The sequence below is a fragment of the Streptomyces sp. NPDC059224 genome (assembly GCF_042754285.1).
GTDB lineage: Bacteria > Actinomycetota > Actinomycetes > Streptomycetales > Streptomycetaceae > Streptomyces.
Map to the genome: position 1 here is coordinate 1 of NZ_JBHZAN010000084.1, position 8,535 is coordinate 8,535.

An 8,535-nucleotide genomic window follows, 5' to 3' on the forward strand; every position below is an offset into this window, starting at 1 on the left:
CCCCCCCCCCCCCCGCCCCCCCCCCGCCCCGACGGCGTTCCGATCGGACAGCCGGGTACGGGCGGTGACGGAGTAGCAGCGGTGGCAGCCTGACCCGGCCGTACCTAGGCTCGCTAGCGGAAACGAGTTCGCGGGAAGGACACAGAATGTCTCAGGTAAACGAGGACGATCTCCGCGTCAGCGCAATCGATACCGCGGATCGGCCCCGAACGCTCCGGAGAATTCTCCGTTCCGGGGTCAGGGAAACCATGCTGCTGCCGGTATTCCTCGTCCTCACCGGCATGATGGTGGCACTGTGGCTCATGGGCATGCCCTTCATGCAGGCTTTGACCATTTCGACCGCGGTGAAGATCTCATTGGCCCTGTTCGAAGCCCGTCGGCGGCCTTTCACGTCGAAGGTCTGACACCCGGCGCCCCTCTCCGGCCCGCCGCATTGCGCGGCCGGGCACTTCTTCGGAGTCGGAGCGCCTGCCCCCGGCGTGGCGCCCTTCCGCGGCCCCCGCCCGGTGTCAGGCCCCGCGGCCCGCCTTCTCGCCGGCCCCGCTCTCCCCGGTGCCGCGCGGCACCGCCGCCGCGAGGTCGTCGCGTCCGGGATGCGCCCGCCGCTCCCGCAGGTCGGCCACCGCCAGGACCAGGGCGACGAGGATGATCGCCACGGCGGTGAGCAGCCCGAGCTGAAGAGCTGTCGTGGGGCGGCCGTGGTTGGCGACATGCGCGAAGTAGACCGAGCCGACCACGGCGATACCGACGGCCGAGCCGATCCGCTGGCCGGTCTGCAGCACCCCGCCGGCCGCACCGGCGCCTCGTACCGGTACGAGCGTGAGCGTGAGGGTCGTGTTGGGCGAGACCGTGAGTCCGGACCCGATTCCGGCGATGACCAGCGGCAGCGCCATGGCCGCGCCCACGCCCTCCCCGGGTACCAGCTGGACGGCGACGACGACACCGAGCAGCCCGAGAGCCACCCCGCACAGGCCGATGACGACCAGGGTGCGGCCGTAGCGCATCACCATCCGGCCGCCCAGAGCCGCGCCGGCCGCCGAGGCGGCCGCGAACGGCAGGATGGTCACGCCCGCGGCGAGCGCGCTGTATCCCGCGGTGTTCTGCAGGAACAGTGACAGGACGAAGAAGATGGTGGTCAGCCCGGCGAAGAACATGAGGCTGATGAGAGCGCCGAGCGTGAAGGAGCGCAGGGAGAAGAGGCTGAGATCGACCAGCGGCGCCTTCCCCGGACGGCCCTGGGACCTCTCCCACCTCCAGAAGGCGCCGAGCAGCAGCGCGGCCAACGGAATCAGCAGCCACTTGGCCCGGCCCTGCCACTGCTGCTCCTGCATCAGAGGCAGCAGCAGGGCGACTACGCCCGCACCGAGCAGCAGTACGCCGAACGGGTCGAACTTCTCCCGCCGGTCCTTCGGCACCGGGAGACGGGGCAGCAGCCGGCTCCCCGCGACAAGGGCCGCCACGCCGATCGGCACGTTGACGAAGAACACCCAGCGCCACCCGTCCACCGCACCGAACGCGTGGATCAGCAGTCCGCCCGCCAGCGGGCCCACCGCGGTGGACACGGCGACGACGCTGCCGTGGAAGCCGAACGCCCGGGCCCGCTCGGCACCCTGGAACATCTGCTGGATCAGCCCCGAGGTCTGCGGTGCGACCACACCGGCGGCCGCACCTTGGATCAGCCGGCACACCACCAGCCAGGTGGGGCCGGTGGCCAGGCCGCATGCCACCGACGCGGCCGTGAACACGGCGAGGCCGCAGAGCAGCACCTGGCGGCGGCCCCGCACGTCGCCCAGGCGCCCCGCCGGCGCCAGCGCGAGCCCGAAGGTGAGTGCGTACCCGGACACCACCCAGGACTGGGTGGCGTCGGAGGCACCGAGCCCGCGCTCCATCGAAGGCAGCGCCACGTTCACGATCGAGACGTCGAGCAGCGAGATGAATCCCGCGGTCAGACAGACCGCGAGAGCCTTCCACCGCCGGTCGTCGACAGCGGGCCGGGTCATTTCTGTGGTCATGTGATCACGCTATGCAGCCACGCCCGGTCGCACCAGCCGGGGACCGGGCGCCGCGACGCGGGATCGAGGACCGGGGAGCCCGGTCGCGGTCCTCCGGGCTGCGGGACGGCCTTGCCGCCGGGGTTGCCGCCGGCCGACGGGACCGTCGGGGCCGTGACGGTGAGCGGCACCGCCGAAGAAAGGTTCAGCCGTCTCGGCCCTGCCACGTGGTCACGCAGGCTTCGTTCCCCTCCAGGTCGGCAAGTACCCAGAAGGCGGGGGCACGGGTCGCGGACACCAGTCGGCCTCCGGCGGCCAGTGCGGTCTCGATCCGCCGGGGTGCCTCGTCGTGCGGGACGCAGATGTCGAAGTGGATGCGATTGCGCTGTGGGCGCTCCCGGTCCATCTGCTGGAACCAGACGGCCGGGCCCTGCCCGACCGGATCGACGAGCGGATCCTCCGGACCCTCGGCTCCCGCCTCATCCGTATAGCCCAGCACCGCCTTCCAGAAGGGCCGGATCCCGGCGATGTCCCGTGCATCGATCGCGATCTCCAGAAGCTGGACGGACCGCGGCGCCCCCGTTCCGGTTTCGGGCTCCGCCACGAGCCCGGACCTGTCAGCGGTGGCGGAGATCTGACGCGCGAGTTCGACGTCCCGGGTGGTAACCGCCGCGCGGTCCGACGACTGCAGGGTGAAGACGACCCGGTCGGGGCGGACATCCACCCGAAGGTGCCGGTCGGCGTCCTCGCCGCACACCTCGACGGTGTCCGCCGCCAAGCCTGTCGCCTGAGCCAGCGAACTGACCCGGACCGACGTTCGCAACGTGCCCAGCAGGAAGCGCCACCCGTGGTCCTGGACCGCTTCCGACGCTTCCTGCCGACTCAGTGTCTGCTCCATGGCCGCATCCTCGCAGCCACCCGCCGCACCCCCGCCTGCCGGCACTTCCCAGATCGGCCCGAAGACGCCGCCGTTCGACCCGGGTCGCAGCCGCGCGGTCCGGCGTGCTTGTGCATCACGCCGAGGTAGAGGCGTTCCCGGTGCGGCACGTCGTCGTCACGGCCGGGCGCGAAGAACACCGCGCAGACGTCCGCGGGTCGGGTCAGGACGCTGGACTGCTCTCCGAACGTGAGGCGGTCGTTGATGTCGTGGCGGCAGCCGGCGGCATCGAGGCCGGCGATCAGGTCCTCCCGGAGCACTGTGGACGGGCAGGACTGCGAGTCCGGCGGCACCAGCGGCGGCAACCCGGTCGTCGAGCCGGGCCGGAGTGCGATCCGGATTCCGCTGACGGCGCGCTGGGTGATGACCAGTTCCAGGCCGTCCCAGGCGTACGGGCAGTCGTCGATGTCCGGTCTCGGCCGGATGGCGGGGTGCGGGCGTCCCGTGCCCAGGAGTTCCTCGGCCTCGGTCAGCGGCATGCCACGGTGAAGCGGACCGACACGGCCGGTCCGGGCGAAGTCGACGAGCACGTTCATCAAGGTCACTTCGGTGACTCCGGCGCCTTCGCGTGCCGACCCGCACCTGAACAACGCTCGAAGGGACCTCAGCACGGCTCACCAGGTCGGCAGGATTCGGCAAGATCTCGAGTCGGCGGTCGACAGGTGTGCCGAGTTCGGAGGGCCAGACATGACGGCGGGGCGAAAGGAAGGCGGAGACTCGGCCCTCGACGATCGTGCAGTGGTGCGAACCAACTGCTGGTTCACCAGGTCGTAGGTGTCGGAACCCACATGCGTCGCGGAAACACGCAGCTCGTCGCTCCGGTGAGAGCAGGCAGGTGATCGCGTTGTACACCAGGTGGACAAGGCCGAACGCGCCAGGAGCCCGAGAGGTCGTCAGGTCGCCGACGGTCACGGCTACAGCGTCACCGCCCACCTTTTCGGCAAGCACCCGGGCCGGGCCATGGGCTGCGACCTCTCGATGCCCGCGACGCGAAGGCCTCGCGCGCTCAGCGCCAGAGGCGACAGCAGGGTCCAGTACTTCGGGCGCGTACATGTGCGCGGATGACTCGTCGTAGCCCTGCGCCACCTGCTCGTTCCACGCATTCGCATCCATGCCGGCGAAGGCTGCCACGCCACCGGCTCGGCGAGCCAACGGATTTGGCCCGTCGTCGTTTCCACCCGCGGTTCGTGTGGGTGATCCCGCTCAGGACGGCGTCGGGATGCACTATGCCGATGGCGGCCCGAGGTCCACCCGGGTAAGTTGGCGATCTTCGGAGGGCGGAAGCCCCCGGAGTCCCTGAAGGCGAACGCCATGATGAACCCCGCCCTGTCCCCCGCACGACTTCGCCTCGTTGCCGCGCTCGACGGTCTCGCGGCCACCTTCGGCGGGATGACGGCTCACCCCGACGAGCACAACTGCGAGTGCCACTGGGGCAGCGCCGAGGAACTCGCCCAGCTCAAGGTCGCGTATACCGAGCTGGACCCTGACCTCCTGCGCCGCACCTGGCAGGCCCCCGACTGGAGTGACCACGCATCCGTACTGCGCCGGATCCTGCCCCAGTTCGCCACGGAGCTCGTCAAAGGCTCCGTCGAAGGGTTCTCCGGCCTGGAGGAAGCCGGCCGCTCGTTCGCTCGCGGTCACTGGCAGCAGTGGCCCACCGGGCAAGCCGAAGCAGTCGCGGAGTTCCTGCGGGCCTGGTGGGCCGCCACACTCACCGATCCCGATCCCCCGGTACCCGCGCACGAGGTCCTGGCAATGATCACCGAGGCGTCCGCCGCGCTCAACCCCGTGGCTCACCACGTGGGAGACGCTGACCGACCGGCCGGCCGACGCCCACCTGGCCGAAGCGGTCGCGAAGTGGGAGTACGACCTGCTCGGAGACCAACTCCCCTGGGACTCCCGGGAGAACGGGGAAGAGACCCGCACCGAGCTGACCGCCTGGCTGGTCCGCAACGCTCCTGTCCGGCTACGACCCCACGGCGCATCAGCGGAACTTCTCGACCGCATACGGCTGCTCGGTCTGACCGGCGACGACCGCTGGGAGGACCCTCACTGGCCCGGCTACCGCTACTGATCCACCGAACCGAGCCCGGAAGTGAAGGACGACGGCGGCACCTCTTTGCGAGCCGGGACCTGTGACGAGCCCGGCTCCCCCACCAGGCCCCTTGGGACCGGTCGTCTACGCTGGCGCGGTGACTGATGAGCAGGAGCGGGTGCAGCCGTCGGGAGTGTGGGCCACGGCCGTGGGGGTGGCCAGGGTGCGGGCGATGGAGACCGCGCGGGAGCACGCGTTGTTCCGCGACCCGCTGGCACAGGCCTTCGCCACCGCCGGCGGTCTGGACCCCTCCGCGCCGCCCCGACCCGGTGACGAGGCCGCGCGGCGCCGACGGCTGGGTGTGGCGTTCTCCATCGTCATCAGGACGAAGTTCCTCGACGACCTGTTGCGGGAGGCCTCCGCGTCCGGGGTCCGGCAGGTCGTCCTGCTCGGCGCCGGCATGGACAGCCGGGCCTTCCGGATGGACTGGCCCGAGGGCACCCGGCTGTTCGAGGTCGACACCGCCGCGCCACTGGAGTTCAAGGCTTCGGTGCTGCGGCAGGAGCGCGCCGTCGCACGCTGCGAGCGGATCACCGTCGCGGTGGATCTGCGGGAGGACTGGCCGGCCGCACTGGCCGCTGCCGGACACGACCCGGCCGCGCCGACCGTGTGGATCGCGGAAGGGCTGCTGATCTATCTGCCCGAGGACGCGGTGGAACTGCTGCTGGCCCGGATCGGCGCGCAGTCGGCGCCCGGCAGCCGGATGGGGCTGACGTTGGGCTCGCGCGGCGTGATCGAGCGCTTCGGCGCGGACGCCGTACCGGGATCGCCGGCGTCCATGTGGATCTCGGAGATGCCCGACGACCCGGTGGGCTGGCTGGCCGGGCACGGCTGGGAGGCCGGCAGCCACACCCTGCGCGAACAGGCTGCCGCCTACGGTCGCCCGATGGGCACCCCGCCACGGGACGAGGAGCGGCCCGGCGGACTGATCTCGGCGGTCCGCCGGTAGAGCGCCTCCCGGGGTTCCGGAGGAGCGGTTCGAATCCGCACGGGGCAGGTGAGTAGGCCCTGGGGTCGGCGGGGCGTGCGGCGACGTGCGCCGGGGAACCGGCTAAGCGCCGTCGTTGCCCTCGCGCAGGGAATGGATCATGCTCCGCAGGATCCGGAACGCGCCCGACCGCTCGGTCTCGGTCATGCCGGCCAGCATCCTGACCTCGACGGACCTGACCGCCACGGTCGCCTTCTCCAGGCTCCGTCGGCCGCGAGGTGTGAGCCGCGTGGGAAGTGCCTTCCCGACCGGTGCCTCCGCAGGCCTGGTCACGTGGCCCTCTCGTTCCAGGTTCTGGAGCAGCACGTTCATCGTCTGCCGTGTCACGAACGCGCCCCGCGCCAGCTCGGAGTTCGACAAGCCCGGCCGTTGGGCCAGCAGTTCGAGGCACGAGTAGTGCGTCACGCTCATCCCGAGCGGCCGCAGCACCTCCTCCATGGCCGCGCGGAGGACGCTCGACGCCTCTTTCAGCAGGTAGCCCAGCGACGTCTCCAGGTCGACACCGTCTTGATTCATGTCAGTATTCTGACATAGGTTGCCTGTGTCAGAAACCTGACACGGAATGAAGGAGCATCATCATGCCCGCCACCGGCCCCGACTTCATCTCGTTCCAAGCACGCGACCTGGACGCTTCGCGGACGTTCTACGAGCAGTACCTCGGCCTCGTCCGCTCGCAGGCCGGACCTCCGCACGCCGTCGTCTTCGAGACGAGGCCGATCGCCTTCGCACTCCGCGAGGCCGTTCCCGGCACCGACCTCGCATCGGTCGCCCAGCCCGGCATCGGTGCCGCGATCTGGCTCCACGCCACGGACGTACAGGCCATTCACGATGCTCTCGTCGCCGACGGTCACACCATCGTCTCCGCGCCGATCGACGGCCCCTTCGGCCGCACGTTCACCTTCGCCGACCCCGACGGCTACCAGGTCACCCTCCACGACCGCGCCTGATCGGCCGACAGCCACCGGACGATCACCGACCCGGCCGGGAAGACCGCCACGGCGAGGTGAACGTGCCGGACCTGCTCGACCGCGTCCGGCTCGAGCTGGACAGCTTCGACGGACCGATCGACGCGATCGCCGGCTACGGGGACTTCCCGGTGAGCACCCTCGTCGCACCGCTCGGCAAGGAGTACGGGACGCGCCACCAAGCCCGGAACCTACGGCCCCCGTCGCAACGACATACGGGACACCGCCCGAACAGTGCTGGGAGGTCAGCCGCGGCCTGATCGACTACGACGCCGCGCCGGACGCCTGCGAGGACGGCAGGCGCGTCACCTCGCGCACCTGGAACGAATCGGTCCCCAGGAACGCGCCGCAGGAGCAGACCTCACCCGAGACCCACTCGCGTGGGACTGCCGCAAAACCGGGCAGGACGGATCTACTTGTGCTTCCGCGCCCCCGGCGCGGACGCGCCGGGGGCGCGGAAGCACGCGCTGACCGACTTCCCGTGGGGGCAGGGGCGCGCCTCCCAGGTGTCCGCCACGGCGTCCACCAGGAGCATGCCGCGGCCGCCGAGGCTTTCCGCGTCGGCCTCCCGAGGAGTCGGCAGGACACCGGACTTGTCGTGCACGGACACGTGCAGGCAGTGGTCGTCACAGGTCATCACCAACTGGGCGCTGCTGTGGGCGTGCCGGTACGCGTTGGTCACCAGCTCGGAAATGGTGAGCAGCACCGCGTCCACCGTCTGCGGAGCGGCGGTGGTCCATCCCCGAGCGTCCAAATGCTCACGTGCCCAGTCGCGAGCTGCCTTCACTTCGCTGTTCAGCGGCAGCGTGCAGGCCCAGCCCACTGCCCGGAGCGACGAACCTTCCATGGCGATCCTTCCTCGTTGAGGGCGCACGCGATGAGCGCCGGCCACCAAGCTTCCCCGGCGACGGGCACCGAACGTCCGCCCTGGGGCTCCCGGCCAGGGACTTGACACGTTCCGTCGTGCCAGGGCTCGGCACGCTTCTCCCAAACGCCTTGCCCGGACCTGGTCCGGATACCCCCGACACGTCGGCTCAGCCCTGTCGCTCCCGTCGTCGGCAGGTCGTCACGGACGCGCCACGGACTCAGCTGTGAAGGAGCGGGGCGCCCGCGGAGCGAGGGAGACGGCCGGGGGTCACGACCACCCGTGCTCGGCCGGTGCCGGTCGTCACTCCCGCGTCCTCGGCGGTGTCGATCGTGTGGTCGAGGTAGTCGTGGGCCGCTTGGAGGGCGTGTGCGATCTCACGTGTGCCGGTCGACACGCAGAGGGTGTAGGCCAGGTCCCGCAGGCGCGGCCCGGGAGTGTGGGCGTCGGCGCCCGTCGTGGTCGCGAGCACGGTTTCGTACTCCGTGAGAATTCTGCGCAGGGTCGCGGGGTGGGGCATGAGCATCGGACGGTCTCCTCGGATGCGGGTTGCGGAGCTACGGGGGTGTGCGGCGTGCGGGAGTGAGTCACTGACGGAAGGCTTCGGCCCGGACGCGGGCGCAGCTGCGGCTGATGAGCCGGGAGACGTGCATCTGGGAGATGCCCAGGGACTCGGCGATCCTGCTCTGGGTCA

At 70.7% G+C, this 8,535-nt stretch carries 10 protein-coding genes and 1 pseudogene; 4 read left to right on the plus strand and 7 right to left on the minus strand.

The genetic code is table 11. The features are described from left to right. Positions 1-146 precede the first annotated feature (146 nt). Positions 147-404, plus strand: coding sequence for a hypothetical protein (locus tag ACFXI4_RS44305; protein WP_385003313.1), 258 nt, complete (start codon positions 147-149; stop codon positions 402-404). Positions 405-509: 105 nt separating this feature from the next. Here ACFXI4_RS44305 and ACFXI4_RS44310 read toward each other — a convergent pair whose 3' ends face one another. From ACFXI4_RS44310 to ACFXI4_RS44320, 3 genes are all read right to left on the minus strand, one after another. Next, positions 510-2,012: an MFS transporter gene (locus ACFXI4_RS44310; protein WP_385003316.1), complete on the minus strand. Its 1,503-nt coding sequence runs from the start codon at positions 2,010-2,012 to the stop codon at positions 510-512. Between the two features lie 184 nt (positions 2,013-2,196). After that, a complete protein-coding gene (locus ACFXI4_RS44315) occupies positions 2,197-2,889 on the minus strand; it encodes a VOC family protein (protein ID WP_385003319.1) in 693 nt (230 codons plus the stop codon). Then, positions 2,874-3,473, minus strand: coding sequence for a hypothetical protein (locus ACFXI4_RS44320; protein WP_385003322.1), 600 nt, complete (start codon positions 3,471-3,473; stop codon positions 2,874-2,876). Before ACFXI4_RS44320 ends, ACFXI4_RS44315 begins: the two co-directional genes overlap by 16 nt. Before the next feature lie 769 nt (positions 3,474-4,242). Between ACFXI4_RS44320 and ACFXI4_RS44325 the strand changes: the two are divergent. Together ACFXI4_RS44325 and ACFXI4_RS44330 are read left to right on the plus strand one after the other, a co-directional pair. Further along, positions 4,243-5,002: pseudogene (locus tag ACFXI4_RS44325) on the plus strand (hypothetical protein). A 154-nt stretch (positions 5,003-5,156) separates the two neighbouring features. Continuing rightward, positions 5,157-5,972: a class I SAM-dependent methyltransferase gene (locus tag ACFXI4_RS44330; RefSeq protein WP_385003336.1), complete on the plus strand. Its 816-nt coding sequence runs from the start codon at positions 5,157-5,159 to the stop codon at positions 5,970-5,972. A gap of 102 nt (positions 5,973-6,074) precedes the next feature. On the opposite strand, the gene ACFXI4_RS44335 is transcribed toward ACFXI4_RS44330, so the two are convergent. Beyond that, a complete protein-coding gene (locus ACFXI4_RS44335) occupies positions 6,075-6,527 on the minus strand; it encodes a MarR family winged helix-turn-helix transcriptional regulator (RefSeq protein ID WP_385003325.1) in 453 nt (150 codons plus the stop codon). Between the two features lie 62 nt (positions 6,528-6,589). On the opposite strand from ACFXI4_RS44335, the gene ACFXI4_RS44340 reads away from it, so the two are divergent. Further along, positions 6,590-6,958: a VOC family protein gene (locus tag ACFXI4_RS44340; RefSeq protein ID WP_385003327.1), complete on the plus strand. Its 369-nt coding sequence runs from the start codon at positions 6,590-6,592 to the stop codon at positions 6,956-6,958. A gap of 430 nt (positions 6,959-7,388) precedes the next feature. On the opposite strand, the gene ACFXI4_RS44345 is transcribed toward ACFXI4_RS44340, so the two are convergent. From ACFXI4_RS44345 to ACFXI4_RS44355, 3 genes are all read right to left on the minus strand, one after another. Beyond that, complete coding sequence (locus ACFXI4_RS44345; RefSeq protein ID WP_385003330.1) at positions 7,389-7,823, minus strand: ATP-binding protein; 435 nt, start codon at positions 7,821-7,823, stop codon at positions 7,389-7,391. 238 nt (positions 7,824-8,061) lie between these two features. Continuing rightward, positions 8,062-8,367, minus strand: coding sequence for a DUF5133 domain-containing protein (locus tag ACFXI4_RS44350; protein WP_385003333.1), 306 nt, complete (start codon positions 8,365-8,367; stop codon positions 8,062-8,064). Positions 8,368-8,428: 61 nt separating this feature from the next. Then, on the minus strand, positions 8,429-8,535 hold a 107-nt coding region (locus tag ACFXI4_RS44355), incomplete at its 5' end, for a sigma factor-like helix-turn-helix DNA-binding protein (protein WP_385003339.1).